This is a genomic window from Pseudoalteromonas umbrosa, assembly GCF_030125375.1.
Classification (GTDB): Bacteria; Pseudomonadota; Gammaproteobacteria; order Enterobacterales; family Alteromonadaceae; genus Pseudoalteromonas; species Pseudoalteromonas umbrosa.
The window spans coordinates 547,229-562,696 of sequence record NZ_JASJUU010000002.1; the positions used below are offsets into that span (position 1 = coordinate 547,229).

13 protein-coding genes are annotated in these 15,468 nt (G+C 43.8%); 5 read left to right on the plus strand and 8 right to left on the minus strand.

All coding sequences use genetic code 11. The annotated features are described in order from the left end of the window. The first annotated feature begins 9 nt into the window (after nt 1–9). The 4 genes from QNM16_RS09765 to QNM16_RS09780 all read left to right on the plus strand — a co-directional run bounded on the left by QNM16_RS09765 (nt 10) and on the right by QNM16_RS09780 (nt 5,244). On the plus strand, nt 10–1,017 hold the full coding sequence (locus tag QNM16_RS09765) for a glycosyltransferase family 2 protein (protein ID WP_284020303.1): 1,008 nt from the start codon (nt 10–12) through the stop codon (nt 1,015–1,017). Nucleotides 1,018–1,223: 206 nt separating this feature from the next. Beyond that, nucleotides 1,224–2,495, plus strand: a complete 1,272-nt coding sequence (locus QNM16_RS09770) for a polysaccharide biosynthesis/export family protein (protein WP_237139613.1) — start codon at nt 1,224–1,226, stop codon at nt 2,493–2,495. A 10-nt stretch (nt 2,496–2,505) separates the two neighbouring features. Next, complete coding sequence (locus tag QNM16_RS09775; RefSeq protein WP_284020304.1) at nt 2,506–3,906, plus strand: GumC family protein; 1,401 nt, start codon at nt 2,506–2,508, stop codon at nt 3,904–3,906. Nucleotides 3,907–3,909: 3 nt separating this feature from the next. After that, nucleotides 3,910–5,244: an O-antigen ligase family protein gene (locus tag QNM16_RS09780; protein ID WP_046357912.1), complete on the plus strand. Its 1,335-nt coding sequence runs from the start codon at nt 3,910–3,912 to the stop codon at nt 5,242–5,244. Nucleotides 5,245–5,252: 8 nt separating this feature from the next. Here the strand turns inward: QNM16_RS09780 and miaE are convergent, their stop codons facing one another. Then, nucleotides 5,253–6,041 (minus strand): tRNA isopentenyl-2-thiomethyl-A-37 hydroxylase MiaE, encoded by a 789-nt coding sequence (gene miaE / locus QNM16_RS09785; RefSeq protein WP_284020375.1) that lies wholly within the window; start codon nt 6,039–6,041, stop codon nt 5,253–5,255. Nucleotides 6,042–6,250: 209 nt separating this feature from the next. Between miaE and QNM16_RS09790 the strand changes: the two genes are divergently transcribed. Next, nucleotides 6,251–6,850, plus strand: coding sequence for a Yip1 family protein (locus QNM16_RS09790; protein WP_284020305.1), 600 nt, complete (start codon nt 6,251–6,253; stop codon nt 6,848–6,850). 112 nt (nt 6,851–6,962) lie between these two features. On the opposite strand, the gene purF is transcribed toward QNM16_RS09790, so the two are convergent. The 7 genes from purF to QNM16_RS09825 all read right to left on the minus strand — a co-directional run. Further along, a complete protein-coding gene (gene purF, locus QNM16_RS09795; protein ID WP_284020306.1) occupies nt 6,963–8,489 on the minus strand; it encodes an amidophosphoribosyltransferase in 1,527 nt (508 codons plus the stop codon). An 18-nt stretch (nt 8,490–8,507) separates the two neighbouring features. Further along, a complete protein-coding gene (locus QNM16_RS09800) occupies nt 8,508–9,002 on the minus strand; it encodes a CvpA family protein (RefSeq protein WP_039608475.1) in 495 nt (164 codons plus the stop codon). Nucleotides 9,003–9,063: 61 nt separating this feature from the next. Then, nucleotides 9,064–9,789, minus strand: a complete 726-nt coding sequence (locus QNM16_RS09805) for an SPOR domain-containing protein (protein ID WP_284020307.1) — start codon at nt 9,787–9,789, stop codon at nt 9,064–9,066. Between the two features lie 10 nt (nt 9,790–9,799). After that, a complete protein-coding gene (gene folC, locus QNM16_RS09810; protein WP_284020308.1) occupies nt 9,800–11,062 on the minus strand; it encodes a bifunctional tetrahydrofolate synthase/dihydrofolate synthase in 1,263 nt (420 codons plus the stop codon). Nucleotides 11,063–11,084: 22 nt separating this feature from the next. Beyond that, nucleotides 11,085–11,960, minus strand: coding sequence for an acetyl-CoA carboxylase, carboxyltransferase subunit beta (gene accD / locus QNM16_RS09815; protein WP_046357907.1), 876 nt, complete (start codon nt 11,958–11,960; stop codon nt 11,085–11,087). A 219-nt stretch (nt 11,961–12,179) separates the two neighbouring features. Then, nucleotides 12,180–12,980: a tRNA pseudouridine(38-40) synthase TruA gene (gene truA, locus QNM16_RS09820; RefSeq protein WP_284020309.1), complete on the minus strand. Its 801-nt coding sequence runs from the start codon at nt 12,978–12,980 to the stop codon at nt 12,180–12,182. Nucleotides 12,981–13,084: 104 nt separating this feature from the next. Next, nucleotides 13,085–15,468 (minus strand): FimV/HubP family polar landmark protein (locus tag QNM16_RS09825; RefSeq protein WP_284020310.1); only part of this gene is annotated, 2,384 nt, incomplete at its 5' end.

Here is a 15,468-nt window from a genome sequence, read left to right on the forward strand (position 1 = left end):
GAGCTTGCTATGAATACTTTAATCAACCCAACAGTTAGTGTCGTTATTCCTATGTACAATGTAGGTAAATATATTGAGCAAAGCATCGGTTCGGTACTGAAGCAAACTTATCAAGATTTTGAAATTTTATGTGTTGATGATGGCTGTAGTGATGATACTCTGGCTAAAGTCGCACAGTTTGATGACTCACGCATTCAGGTCATTCAGCAACTTAATCGTGGCCTATCGGGTGCTAGAAACACTGGAATTCGAGCAGCGAAAGGTAAATACATTGCCCTACTGGACGCCGATGATTTCTGGTCAGCAAAAAAATTAGAATTACATGTCGCACACTTAGACAGCAACCCTAAAGTGGGTGTGAGCTACTGCCCATCTCTATTTGTGGATGAAGACGGTGCGCCTCTTGGCATTGGCCAATTCCCCGCTTTAACAGGCATCACCACAAAGCAAATTTTTTGCCGCAATCCTGTCGGTAATGGGTCTGCTCCGGTCATCAGAAAAGCGGTATTTGATGCAGTGGCATTTCAAGATGGTATGCGTGCATGGACACAATACTTTGATGAAGAATTGCGTCAGTCTGAAGACATCGAGATGTGGTTAAGAATGGCTCTAGATACTGATTTTGAATTTGAAGGTATTGCGCAGCCACTGACTTATTATCGCGTCAATGCATCGGGCTTATCATCTAACCTGCATAAGCAATTTACCAGCTGGCAGTATGCAGTTGACCAAAACCGTATCGGCCATGAGGCGTTCTTCAATCAATATGCCTCACTGGCAAAAGCTTACCAGCTACGTTATTTATGCCGCCGTGCGATTCAGTCAAGAAACAGCACTCAGGCGATTAAGTTAATGCACCAAGCACTTAAAACTAATTGGCGTATTTTAAAAGAAGAGCCAAAACGCACACTAGCAACTTGGGCTTGTACGTATTTAAGTACATTACCTGCCTGTATTTATAACACTATAGAGAACGCAGCGATGCGCGGTGTTTCATACATTCAAAAGTCGCATTAATGTTTACCAAAAACATTCAATATCCCAAAATAGAAAAACCAGCAGAGGCTGGTTTTTCTATTTTGCAAACACCACTCGATGCAAATTGCAAAAAGCCAATATAAAAACCGCAAAATAACATTGTAACCACCTGTTTTTTAATGATTTCGACAACTGGCCTAATTAATGCTTTATTTAAGACAGTATCTTTCATTAAGGAATAGACTATGACAGTCACCAGCATCACAACAAAGCTCAGTATATTAGCACTTGTGTGCAATATCGCGCTGACTGCTGGCTGTGCACATATTGACGGAACAGTAGAGTTAGAAGATAACGACGACCGTTTTTATGGCCACCCTGATGCACAAGGCACAGTGATTAATCCAGCAGAGCCCGGCACAGTATTCGCAGCCGGTTTAGATTGCTCTGGCGCGAACGAATTTGCCATTTCAAAACAGTATCGCGTTGACAAAGCAATTGTTACACACCCTAACAACCAAGCGCCAGTACCAGTACTTGGTGGAAAAGATGCAAATTCTTTACCACTGAGCCCGGGCGACTTGATCGATATTAATATGGAGTTTGGTGAAGGTTTCAATGGTCGCTATATATTAGATAGCTCTGGCCTACTGGAAATGCCTGTGATTGAGCCTATTTTTGCAGCGGGTTTGACCACCAAACATTTAAGTGAGCGCATTGAGCTAGCATTGATCAGAGCGAATATATTCAAAGCGCATACGCTTGATGTAAATATCAAAGTACTAAACTTAGCATCCATAGAAGTGCCAGTATCTGGCGCTGTGTTTGAACCAGGTCGTGTGACAATTAATGCAACGATCCCCTCGCAAGTACAGCAAGAGCGTCTTGCAGCTTCAGGTGACCAAAGTAAAAAGCGTTTATTGTCGGAAGCGGTCAGAACTGCATCTGGTATTCGCCCTGATGCAAAACTCGACCAAGTGATTTTAATTCGTTCAGGTTGGCAGGTAGAAGTAGACCTTACGGGCATTTTAACTGGCGAGCCGGTAACTGATTACGCATTGATAGCCGGTGACCAAGTCATCGTGCCAAGCACAGGCTGTTTTCAACCTCATCTGGTTAGACCCTCGCAGATCACGCCAAAGGGCTTTCGAGTCTTTATGTCCAACTTGATAGATTCTGCAGAGAGTAATTCAAACGCAGCCATCGGTCGTTTTTCAAGTAGCCTGCCTTATGGTACGCGTTTATTGCAAGCCGCAGTCTCTGCAAACTGTGTGGGTGGCAAGTCATATACTAACGCACCTCGTCGCGTGGTGTTAGTCAGCACTCACCCAATTACAAAACAGACACAAGTTATTGAGCGTTCAATCGAGCAACTTATGCGTATGCCTTACAGAGATAAAATCAATCCATACGTAATGCCAAATGACGCTATCGCCTGTTACGACTCTGATATCACAAATTTAAGAGACGTGGCGCAAACCGTTTTAGACTTAGTCGCACCATTCAAGGTGTTTTAGGAGGTGTATCATGGGTACAGCACTTCAAGTTACAACGCCATACAGCCGCTTTAGAGCAACGATTTATCGTTGGCTGCGCAGACCATACTTAGCTGCATGTGCGATTAGCTATGTTGTCATTACATTATTGGTGATTGCCTACTTGCAAAAAGCCCCCACATTCAAAAGTGATTTTGACATTGTGCTACCAGGTACAGGTGCAAACAGCCAAGTTAATATCGACGAAGTAGGTCAAGTTGTCTCGTCGACCAGTGCGCCATTCGGTAAAGGCTATAACCCGCGCGTTAACTACAAAGAGATGATCATGAGTCGTAACCTGCTCGACAGCGCAGCTAAAACAATGAACCTAACAGGTCGCGAGTTTGGCAATCCAAAAGTGCGCTTAACCGAGCAAACCTCTATTTTGAATGTAGAAACAACCGGCGGCTCACCACAAATTGCACAAAACAAAGCATGGGCTATCTACGACGCACTACAAGCACAGCTTGACCATTTACGTGCAGATGAGGTTAAACGTCGTGACGAAAGCATCAAAGCTGTTTTAGACCAATACCGTGAGCGTCTAAATCTAACTCGTAATAATATTATTGATTTTCAACAGCGCTCACTCATTGTTTCTGCTGAGCAATTGCAAAGAGAAACAGCTACTTTATCTTCAATCAGAGAAAAAATGGTGATGATCCAAGCTGAAATCGGCCAAGGCGAAGACTATGTCAGCCAGTTGAGCGTAGACTTAGGTGTATCTCCTGCTATGGCAGGTCAAGCGTTTGTACTTCAGTCTGACAGTGAATTTCGTGGATATCTATCTGAACTTACCTCTAGTGCATCTCAGTTGAGCGAATATCGTTCACGTTGGGGAGAGGGTCACCCTAAAGTCAAAGCAGAATTTGCTCGCTTTGAATATTCAAAACAGTCGCTTCGCAACCGCTCTCAAGGTTTGGTAGGTCCAAACGCAGCGCACATATTCACGTCGCTAGATTTAAAGAATAACCCAAAACGTGCGCAACTTTTTGCAGACCTTATTAACGCGTATGCTGTTAAAAAAGGCAAAGAAGCAAAATTAGTTGAACTAGACCAAGCCCAAACGTTGTTAAACGAAAAAATTAAAATATATGCACGTGAGGCTGCAGAACTTGAACGCCTGCAACGAGAGTTTGACCTAGCAGAAGCGGTATTCACATCAGCTGCTGCACGCTTAGAAGCAAGTAAAGCTGATGTGTTTGCTTCCTATCCGATTGTGCAACTTATGACGCCACCTTCAATGGCTTTCAAAGCAGTGAGTCCGAAAAAAGGGTTGGCCATTGCTGCGGCGCTTTTTGCGATGATTTTCACATCACTTGCTATATTAATGGTTAATAAGCGCAGAGAAATCGTGGCACTCGTTGTTGAGAAGCCAAAAGCAAAAGGATAATGGATGCTACTACTGTCAGCATTACCAGGAGAGAAAAAAGAATTTGTCAGCTCAGAGGAATTCGTCGTCTGGGCTGGCTTAGTGCTGACCTACCCTTCCTTTTTAACCGGCACACTATACGTCCTCGGTTCAGTGATTGGCTGGATCTTATTTGCTATGGTGATCACCCGACTCTATGTTGAAGTTGATAAAAAACATAGCCGCGTTAACCCTATGGTTTGGCTATGGATCATCGCCATGCTGGTGATGCTGGTGGCGCTCATTATTGCTCATTTTAATTGGTCATTAGGCATAGGAAAAACCATAAAATCGTCCATCGGTTGGATGAAAGGTTGGGCGCTTTTAGCGCTATTTCCTCTAATCGGTAACTTAATTCAAATTCGTAAAGAAGTCGTGATCCGTGCTGTATGCATCATAGGTATTCAAACTCTGATCTTTGCTGTTGTTTCTTTTATTTTTTATTTAGGTCGCTTACCCGGCGATATTTTCCTCTCCCCGTTAAAAGTCATCGGTGGGCCCGGGGAAAGCTTTTTTATGGTGAGTTTTTACGGCATAAACCCAGAAACCGGTGCTGGAAGATGGCGCTTCTTCACTCCATGGGCTCCCGCAGCAGGGTTTATGGCCTGTATCTATCTGGTATTTTGCCTGCAAGAGCAAAACGCGCGTATTCGTCGTTGGGCCATCGCTGGATGCTGGGCCATGCTGTTGCTCTCTCAATCCCGTGCCGGCATTGCCATTTTTATTATGCTTTTTCCTATGGTGATGTTCAGCGATAAATTCAAAGAGCCATGGTTTTTATTTTTACTCGGCTTTTTAGTGCCCGTTATACTGTTACTTGGTGAGCCTGTGTATCAATGGGTGATGGACTCTTACGAAGCCGTCAAACAACAGCGACCGGGCTCAACGCGGGTACGGCAAGCGTTAGCCAATATAGCCGTGCAGCGTTGGGAAGCAGAAGCGCCTATTTGGGGTCACGGTATTGTTGAGCGTGGGCCAAAACTCGTTGAGCGTATGCCTATTGGCTCTCATCATAGCTGGTATGGACTACTTTTCGTCAAAGGTATAGTTGGCGCCATCGCCCTTGCTGTGCCCATGGCACTTACCTTTATCTACTTTTTATGGAAATCGCAAGACTCTAAAACAGCACAAACTGCATTGTGTTTAATGACGGTGTTTATCTGTTATAGCTTTTTTGAAAACTTGGAGATTTTATCGTTCTTGTATTGGCCGGCGCTGCTATGGTTTGGCATCGTATTCAAAGGCGAGAAGGCATATCGCGCATCAACTAGAAAACACAGGCAAATAGAGCACTTTCCAAGCAGACGCGCGGGGCGCTAATTAATTTTTTATGCCGCTACTGGCACACCACTGTGGAATTTAAAATCTTCATCTGGTGTATCAATTAGCGCATTTTCAATGGCTTTAAACTCGGCAATACGCGCTGCCACATCAAAACGCTTTGGATCTGTTGCCTGTGCGACTTGCTCAGCAAGCTCAATATAATCCTGGTAGTGACGTGCTTCAGAGCGCAACAGTGATACATAAAAACGCGCCAGTTCGTCATCTAAAAACGGCGCAAGTTTAGCAAAGCGCTCACACGATCTCGCTTCAATAAATGCTCCAATAATGAGCTTATCAATTAACGCAGCTGGCTCAAACGTACGCACATGCTTGATCATACCCGCAGCATAGCGAGATGCGTTTAGGCTTTGTACACGCAGGCCTCTTTGCTGAATGATCTCAAGCACCTGCTCAAAGTGATGCAGCTCTTCTTTAATAAGACGCACCATTTTGTCTAATATATCTTGGTTGTAGGCATATTCTGGCTTTGCAGTTAAGCTACCAATTAACTCGTTTTTGCTTGCTGCAAACGAGCCATCACCTATTTTACGATATACAAAATCCTCATAAGGCTTTACCCAACCTAATAATGTTTTTGCTGACTCATTATCCACGGCATATTTACGAATTAAAAATGCTGCGCTCTGCGCCGCTTTTAATTCACAATGCATATGGTCAACAAGAAGTCGTTGTAAATTTTCAGGCTTTTTAGCCTCTTCAATCCAACTATCGGGCGTATGTGTACCCAAGAACTCGTATATCGGTGCAAGCAAATCTGCGTATTTATCTAGCATCATCATCAAAATATTTCGAACTAATTGCGCAATTCTATCACACACAAACCATGCCTCTCTATCTTGGCGTAGCGGAAATCACATGGCTTGATTGTTTCGGATCAAGTACACCTGTCGTTTAACCCGAGTTGCTTGACAAAATTTAACCAATATTTCATATGTTAATTGAAGTTGTGTAAAAAACACTCAAACAACAAGAGAGGCTTTGTATGATTTTAAACCACTTGTGGGGGCTCTACGCTCACCCAATTGAGGAGTGGCAGACGATTGACAACCATCATGAAAATGCCAGCTTTAGCCTATCCCATATGATAGTAATAGCCCTGATCCCAAGCATTATGGGATACATTTCTTCTGTTCACCTAGGTTGGAAAATTGGCGCAGGTGATGCTGTCTACCTTACTCATGAAAGTGCCCTGCTCATTGCAATTGCTATGTACTTTGCACTGATCATCGGCGTATTTGCACTTGCCTATTTAGCGCATTGGATGGCGGTCACCTTTGGCGCAGCGCCAACTTTCACGCAAACCCTTGAGTTAGCAGCTTACACTTCAACACCACTTTTCATGTCAGCCATTGCCGCTATTTATCCAGAGCTATGGTTTGTGGTCAGTGTTGGCATCGTCTCTATTGCCTATTCTGTCTACTTGCTCTATACGGGTGTACCTATTCTTATGCATATTCCCGAAGAGAGAGGCTTTATCTACGCCAGCTCAATGGTCACCTGTGGACTCATATTATTAGTGATCATTCTTGCTGCAACGGCTATTTTATGGACGAATGGCATAATTAGCCCTACATTTACTTAAGGTAGCGTGGTGATTCGCGCTGCCTTTGCTTTTATCCTAAAAACGAAATCAAACTAAAAGGGCGATGGTATGCACCATCGCCCTTTTTTATATATTCAAGTTTTAGCGTTGCTTATTCGCCTTCGCCTGTTTCCTGATTATGTAGCTCTAAGCTCGCTGACATCGCTTGCTCACGCGTTGATTTTGCTGAGTCATTTCTCAGTGCATCGATACGGTTTAGGTAGTCTTGATCAACATCACCTGTGATGTACTGGCCATCAAATACCGATGTTTCAAACTGACTGATCTCAGGGTTTTCAATGCGAACCGCTGCAATTAAGTCTTCAAGTGACTGATAAATCAGACCGTCAGAACCGATGCTCGCATTGATATCCTCAAGTTCACGGCCATGGGCGATTAGCTCAGCTGCCGATGGCATATCGATACCGTATACGTTCGGGAAGCGTACTTCAGGGGCTGCTGATGCAAAGTAAACATTTTTTGCACCTGCTTCTCTTGCCATTTCAACGATTTGCGCCGAAGTAGTACCACGTACGATTGAATCATCAACTAATAGCACGTTTTTGCCGACAAATTCTCTGTCTATGGCATTAAGCTTGCGACGTACTGACTTCTTGCGCTGCTCTTGTCCAGGCATGATGAAAGTACGGCCAATATAGCGATTTTTCACAAAACCTTGACGATATGGTAGGTTGAGCACAGAAGCAATTTCAAGGGCGATATCACATGAGGTCTCAGGGATTGGAATAACCACATCGATGTCTTTATCCGCCCACTCACGTTGTATTTTTTCACCTAGCTTAGTACCCATATTTACACGTGATGCATAAACTGACATGCTATCGATGGTCGAATCTGGACGAGCAAAATAAACAAACTCAAAAATACATGGCGCTAGCATGGTTTTATCTGCGCACATTTTTGAAAAGAACTGGCCATCTTCAGTCACGTAAATCGCTTCACCTGGAGCAACATCTCGAACAAAGTCGAAACCATCTGTCGCCAATGCAACACTTTCTGAAGCAAACATGTACTCAGTACCATTGTCTGTGTCACGTTTACCAAATACCAATGGGCGAATACCATGAGGGTCACGGAACGCTAACATACCGTGGCCAATGATCATTGCAATACTTGCATAACCACCTGAGCACTGTGCATTCACAGCAGCAATTGCGGTAAACATGTCATCTGCATCCAGCTTCATTTTGTCACTGCAACCTAGCTCATAAGCAAGGATATTTAACAGGATTTCAGAATCTGATGTTGTGTTTACATGACGTCTTGCCTTAGTAAATAAACGCTCTTTTAACTCAGCCGCATTGGTTAAATTACCATTATGTGCCAATGAAATACCAAATGGAGAGTTTACATAGAAAGGCTGCGCTTCAGCGGAACTTGAAGAGCCTGCTGTAGGGTAACGCACATGGCCAATACCGATATTGCCCTGTAGTCGTTTCATATGACGTGTATGAAATACGTCTTTTACCAAGCCGTTTGCCTTGCGAAGGCTAAACGTATTATTGTCAATGGTAATGATGCCCGCTGCATCTTGACCGCGGTGTTGCAAAACAGTTAAGCCGTCATACAAAGCCTGATTAACAGGAGATGTTCCGACTATCCCAACGATACCACACATTAAAAAATTCCTCGCCGATTAACGGTTTGCTGAATTTAAAAAGCTCGAATTGTTCTCCAAATAAGAGAAAAACCACTCAATAACAAATCCAAATTCAGGGATTACTACCGACGCCTTCCACCAATCTGTATCTGGGGCTTTGGTGAAAGCATCGAGAAAGAACAACAGGGCGCTGACGACTAATACACCGCGCATAGCACCAAATAAGATGCCCACAACACGGTCTGTGCCAGATAAACCTGTACGCTGTACAAGTTCACCCAATATAAAATTAACTAATCCACCTAATACCAGCGTTGCGACAAATAGTATGGCTATTGCTGCTGCGTTTCTTAATAGGGGTTCTGAAACAAAGGTAAGGAAAGTGGATAGGTATTGATAAAATAGACTGGATATAAAGAATGCGCCAACCCAAACTACAAGGGACATAGCTTCTTTTACAAAGCCGCGTATTAGGCCAAAAAAGGTAGAAATACCGACAACTGTAAATATGGCGTAATCAACCCAAATCATAATAACCAACAAGTCGTTAATTTTGGGCGCATTTTATAAGACACGCCCTAGAATTGCCAGATCATTTTGCAACCTTAAATTGCGTAAGACGGCCATTAAGTTTAGTTAACTTCTTTAATTCTGGTAACTTAGCTTCAAGTTTTTGCTTATTTAAATCTGGTCCAACAAATACTTTCGTTAAAGTACCATTGGGTGTTTTTACTGGGCGAGTAAATGTTTTGAATCCATTAAGCTTAAGTTTTGCAGTTAACGCATCAACATTGGCTTTGTGAGAAAAGCTACCCAGTTGAATAACGTACGCCATTTTCGAAAAGTTAGAATGCTCTGGACGCTCAGGCTCAGATGCCTTTACCTCAACAGTCGCAACTTTCTTTGGCTCTGCCACCTGCGCTTCAACAGGCTGCTTAAATTGAGACTCTGCTTGCTCTACTGGTACGTCAGCGACTGTCTGTGCCTCTGGTTCAGATGGCACAGCCTGCGTTTCTGCTGGTGTACTCGCCTCTGCATCATTTGAGACTCCAGATGTATCATCTAGGTTTATATCAGCAGTGATATCATCTGCTTGAATATCCTCTATCACTTCAGGCTTTGGCTGCACAGCCAATTCCGCGCGAGCCTCTACAGTCTCTTGTAAATCTATAGAAGAAAATTCTGGTCGCTCAGGAATTTGTTGGAACCCCTCTTTATAGTGCACTTTTTCGCCATCTAAAATATTTGGAATTAATACTATGGCGGCAATCACTATGATGCTGGTACCTACGAGGCGATTTACAAATCCTGAGTTCACGTCTTACTCTCTATTTTTTCCAATACTGTATGGCATCTGCAACCGTGAAGAATGAGCCAAAAACAATGAGCGCTGAGTTAGCTTCTTGTTCAGGTAGCAATGTATCTAATGCTAGGTGCACAGACTCATACGCAGCAACGTCATGTTGCTTAACCTGTCCTAACACTGCACGCATGTTGTCGGCACTTTCCGCTCTTGGTCCACTGAGGGAAGCACAGGCCCACTGATCTACAACATCACTCAACTCATCAATGACAGCAGCTTTGTCTTTATCAGCAAGCATAGCGACTAAGACATTAATTTTAAAGCCCTGATTTTTTAAGTCGAGTAACTTTGTACGTAAATAACGCGCTGATTCTGGATTATGGGCAACATCTGTGTACACTAAAGGAGAGTCACTGAGCTTTTGAAAGCGCCCTTCCACCTGTAAGTTATCTAATAACTCAGGTATTTTTTCTTGCTCAGGTAGCAGCTCTAATCGTGCTAACGCCGTCAACGCGGTTGCTACATTCTGTGCTGGAATACTAGGCTGTGTAAGCGTCATATCGTACTCTTGATACTGCCAACGCAAACCATTATCAAGTGGTGTGAAGACAAAATCACGCTTTGATAAAATCATATCTGCGTTAATTTCATCACCATAATCTATCACAGTATGAGGGATATTAAGATCACCCACGATCGCAGGTATGTTAGTTCTAAAAATACCCGCTTTGTCATACCCTACAAGCTCGCGTGTATCACCTAAATACTCTTTATGGTCAAGGTCTATCGTAGTAATAATACTGGCATAAGGTGTAACAATGTTTGTTGCATCGTATCTCCCACCTAACCCTACTTCAAGCAGCACGTAATCTACTTCATAACGTTTGAATAGAGCCAGCGCGCCAAGCGTGCCGTATTCAAAATAGGTCAACTGCGTTTCGCCGCGGCCTTGTTCCAATTGATAAAATGCATCCACATGATCTTGGTCTGCCAACTCTTGACCATTAATACGCACACGCTCGTTGTAGCGGATAAGGTGTGGGGAAGCATAGGTGCCAACTGAATAGCCTTGTGAAAGTAACATTGCTTCCATACAGCGAGCGGTTGTGCCTTTGCCGTTAGTGCCACCGATCAATATAATTTTACTAGGGGTATCAAGCAAGTGGATGTTGTTTGCGACTTGGGCAACACGCTCTAACCCCATTTCGATATTTGCAGGGTGCAGTTGCTCTAAATAACAAAGCCAATCATCTAAGCTCGATGATTGGCTAGGTTTGATGTGTGACATAGCTAGCTCAATTTCGAAAAATTTACGCTACTCTATGCTCTTGTTCTGTAGAAGGCAAGTCCATAAACTTAGAAATCATACGTGCTAGAGAGTCACGCATTTCACGACGGTCAATAATCACATCAATCGCACCGTGCTCTAATAAGAACTCACTGCGCTGGAAACCTTCAGGTAAGGTTTCACGTACTGTTTGCTCGATTACACGAGGGCCTGCGAAACCAATCAGTGCTTTTGGCTCACCCACGTTGATATCACCAAGCATTGCTAATGAAGCTGATACACCACCCATAGTTGGGTTAGTTAATACAGAGATAAACGGTAAACCTTGCTCACTCATTTTTGCAAGTGCAGCACTGGTTTTAGCCATTTGCATTAGTGAAAATAACGCTTCTTGCATTCGTGCACCGCCTGATGCCGAAAAACAAATTAACGGCATATTGTGCTCAAGACACTCATTTACTGCAGCAACAAAACGCGCACCTACAACAGACGCCATTGAACCACCCATAAACGAGAATTCAAACGCAACTGCCGCAACTGGCATGCCTTTCAAGCGACCTTTCATCGCAATCAGTGCATCTTTTTCACCACTGACTTTTTGTGCAGCAGTAATACGGTCCGAGTACTTTTTAGAGTCTTTAAACTTCAATACATCTTGTGGCTCAAACTCAGTGCCTAATTCCACAAGCTCACCGTCATCTAGGAAACGCTCTAGGCGCTCACGCGCTGAAATACGCATATGATTGTCACACTTAGGACATACATAAAGCGACTTCTCTAACTCAGCTTTGTATAAGATGGAATCACAGGCTGTACATTTTGCCCATACTCCTTCCGGAACCTCTTTCTTACCTGCCGATTTAGCAGCTTTAGGCAAGATTTTTTCTAACCAACTCATTGGCAACTCTCTTGTCTTTATTCTGTATATTAGTCTGCACACACAGACAGATTTTCCCAATTAAAACATGTTTAAGGCAACAGCGGTATAAAAAACTGGTCTTAGTAGTCTTAACAAGTAATAGACGCGTGAGGAACTGAGATTTTAATGCACAGTATAAGGAATGTTATCACTTATAATTAAATAGCTTATGCAGTTTCATCCACGCCTAAGTAATAATTATTTTTTTATCTCAACTTCCGGCAAAAACAGTGGACCAACCGACATTTTAGGAATACCCCATTTTTCAGGGTAATCAACATCCACTAAGTACAAGCCATTTGGTTTAGCCGTTGCACTCGCCTGTGTTCTGTCTTTTAAAGCCAACAGCTCTGCCATCCAATCAGGCGATTGCTCACCAATACCGATGTCTAGTAAACACCCTGTAATATTCCTCACCATATGGTGTAAAAATGCATTGGCTTTGACATCAATAACAACATAATCACCAAATCTATCGACCTGCAGATGGTGAATATTTCTAAACGGCGTATTCGATTGGCAATGTACCGCTCTGAAAGAGGTAAAGTCTTGCTCACCTAGCATATGGTGACAAGCCGCCTGCATTCTTTTTTCATCTAACGGGTGATGGAAGTGCGTCACGCCATTTCTTAATATGCCCGGACGATAAGTATGGTTATAAATCACATAGCGATATCGCCTTGCTGTTGCACTAAAGCGTGCATGGAATTCATCATCAACTTGCTGCGCAAAACGCACAGCAATATCGTCAGGTAATTGAGAGTTCATACCAAGTGTAAACGCACTCATTTCACGATCAGCATCTGTATCAAAATGAACTAACTGCCCTGTCGCATGTACTCCTGCATCTGTGCGACCTGCACATACGATTTCAACAGGATGATTACAGATCCGCGAAAGCGCTGTTTCAATTTCTTCTTGGACACTACTCACATGACTTTGACGTTGCCAGCCTGAATAATTGCCACCGTTATACTCGATACCTAGTACTACACGCATACACTTGCAAACTCTTCACTAAATTATAGCCGGGCATTTTATGCTATTGGCGCGGGGAATAAAAGCAAAGGGGGACGATATCGCCCCCCTTTATCATGTCATCATTATTCTTTTATCTGCTCTTTAAGTAACCTAGCTTCTTCTTGAACAGACTCAGGACCATTCTCCATCACATCGTCTAACGCAGACATCGCCGAGTCAAAATCTTCTATCTCAAGATATGCTCTCGCTAGGTCTAATTTTGCCGAGAACCCACCTTCTTCTAGATCCACATCAGTTGGATTATCGCCAGCAAGCAGCTCATCAAAATCATCTAACCCCACATCCATATTCGGCTCTTGGTACGGCTCTTCATTCGTCACTGCATCATCACTTTCTGCGAGTAAGTCATCAATCTCTAGAAAATCTTCAGGCATTGAGGAAGATTCAACCTGCTGCGTATCCTCCTCAACTTCGAACTTATCATCTAAGTCCTCACTTAGTAACGCATCGAAGTCGACCTCAAGTTCTGGTTCTTGATCCCTATCAAGCGCTTCAGGTTCAGCAAACTCATCCAGTAAAGCATTAAAGTCAGTGCCTTCAAGATCGGCCATAAAGGCATCTTCAATGGCATTTTCATCAATATCAACAGGCGGCTCAACTTCGCTATCAGCTTCGGCCGCTTCATCAAGTTCCGCTAAAAATGCATCTGGATCTGCGCTTACATCTAGATTCAGTTCAGAGTCAGATATCCCCGTAACTTGATCAAGTTCAGCGCTGCTAAGCTCCTCAGGTTCATCTGTTAATGGCGCTTCAGCTTCCAATGACGCTAGCGCAGCAGATTCGTCAAAAGGTGTGTCTAAATCAATTTCGAGATCTTGTGACGCTTGGACTTGCTCAGGAGCGCTTTGGGGAGGTTCGCTAAGCACCTCTTCATCCATAGCAGCCAGCGCGGCATCTTCATCAAATGGAGTATCTAAATCAATGCCTAGGTCGTCCAGTTCATCTTCTAGTGCATCGTCAAGTGCTAACTCTTGCGCATTGGATAGTTCAGATAAAGTGCCCGCCTCTAAATTAGACGATTCGCTTACTTGAGTCTCGCCATCTAAATCACCAAATAAATCATCTAAATCATCTTCAAAAGGCGCTTCAAGGTCACCTTCAATATCTGCATTTAAATCACGTTGGCTTTCAAGGCTCTGTGCAAGCTGACGCTCTGTTTCACTCATTTCTTCAGTGAACGGCTCCTCAGCCAAAGAAATTTCTTGCTCTTCAATTTCTTCAAGCTCAAGTTCTGGATAACTTTCTAGTTGAGCACTGGGTGTCACTAAATCCGGCTCAGGTAAAGGCTCATCTGCTAGCAGATCAACTTCATCACCTAGCGGATCATCCCCTAAGTCTATCTCCCCATCCTCTGCCAATAGTGCTTCATCTAATGACGCTAATTCAGCTTCAGCTTCGAGCTCTTCTAGCATGTCGTCAACATTCTGAGGCTCAATACCATCTATATCAGACATCAAGCTTTGTAGATCTGATTCGACTTCTAGGTCCAGCTCAGGTTCTGCTTCTAACTCAGGTTCTGCTTCTAACTCAGGTTCAGCTTCTAACTCTGGCTCTGCTTCTAACTCTGGCTCTGCTTCTAGCTCAGGCTCTGCTTCTAACTCAGGTTCTGCTTCTAACTCAGGTTCTGCTTCTAACTCAGGTTCTGCTTCTAACTCAGGTTCTGCTTCTAACTCAAGCTCTGCGTCTAGTTCAGGCTCTGTTTCTAACTCTGGTTCAGCTTCTAGCTCAGGCTCTGCTTCTAGCTCAGGCTCAGCTTCTAACTCAGGCTCTGCTTCTAATTCAGGTTCAGTTTCTAGCTCAGGCTCTGCTTCTAGCTCAGGCTCTGCTTCTAGTTCAGGCTCAGTTTCTAGTTCAGGCTCAGTTTCTAGCTCTGGTTCTGCTTCTAATTCAGGTTCAGCATCTAGCTCTGGTTCTGCTTCTAATTCAGGTTCAGCTTCTAGCTCTGGCTCTGTTTCTAGCTCAGGCTCAGTTTCTAGCTCAGGTTCTGCTTCTAACTCAGGTTCTGCTTCTAACTCAAGCTCTGCTTCTAACTCAGGTTCAGCTTCTAACTCAGGTTCAGCTTCTAACTCAAGTTCAGCTTCTAACTCAGGTTCAGCTTCTAACTCAGGTTCAGCTTCTAACTCAGGTTCAGCTTTTAGCTCAGGCTCTGCTTCTAGTTCAGGCTCTGCTTCTAGCTCAGGTTCAGTTTCTAGCTCTGGTTCTGCTTCTAGCTCAGGCTCTGCCTCTAGCTCAGGCTCTGCTTCTAGCTCAGGCTCTGCTTCTAGCTCAGGCTCTGCTTCTAGCTCAGGCTCTGCTTCTAGCTCTGGCTCTGCTTCTAACTCAGGCTCTGCTTCTAGCTCTGGCTCTGCTTCTAGCTCTGGCTCTGCTTCTAGCTCTGGCTCTGCTTCTAGCTCTGGCTCTGCTTCTAGCTCTGGCTCTGCTTCTAGCTCTGGCTCTGCTTCTAGCT